This is a genomic window from Lederbergia ruris, assembly GCF_018332955.1.
Classification (GTDB): domain Bacteria; phylum Bacillota; class Bacilli; order Bacillales; family Bacillaceae_C; genus Lederbergia; species Lederbergia ruris.
The window spans coordinates 1-274 of the sequence record NZ_BORB01000140.1; the positions used below are offsets into that span (position 1 = coordinate 1).

The window sequence follows — 274 nt, forward strand, 5'->3', positions numbered from 1 at the left end:
TAAATACAGCTTACGTCACGCATGTTTAGTTGCCATTGGCACTAAGCGCCTGATGTAAGTTAATGAATGAAGCCAAAGTAAGCCGAGTTCTAGCTGACAGTTCAGGAACCTTTGCCTCAACTGCCAACCTTTTCTTTTCAGAAAAGGATTTAAGAATTTCCCGAATAAAATATCTCGCTCCAATATTGTAGGAAGCGCTTAAATCAGAGTGATAGCTCTTACCATTTTTAAAGGTGGCAAGATCTTTTTTATTGTTCCGCACCACAAAACCAGA

1 pseudogene is annotated in these 274 nt (G+C 39.4%); it reads right to left on the bottom strand.

Going from position 1 to position 274, the window contains the following annotated elements:
• Window positions 1-25: 25 nt before the first annotated feature.
• A pseudogene (locus KI363_RS21775) lies at window positions 26-274 on the bottom strand (RNA-guided endonuclease TnpB family protein); the annotation flags it as partial.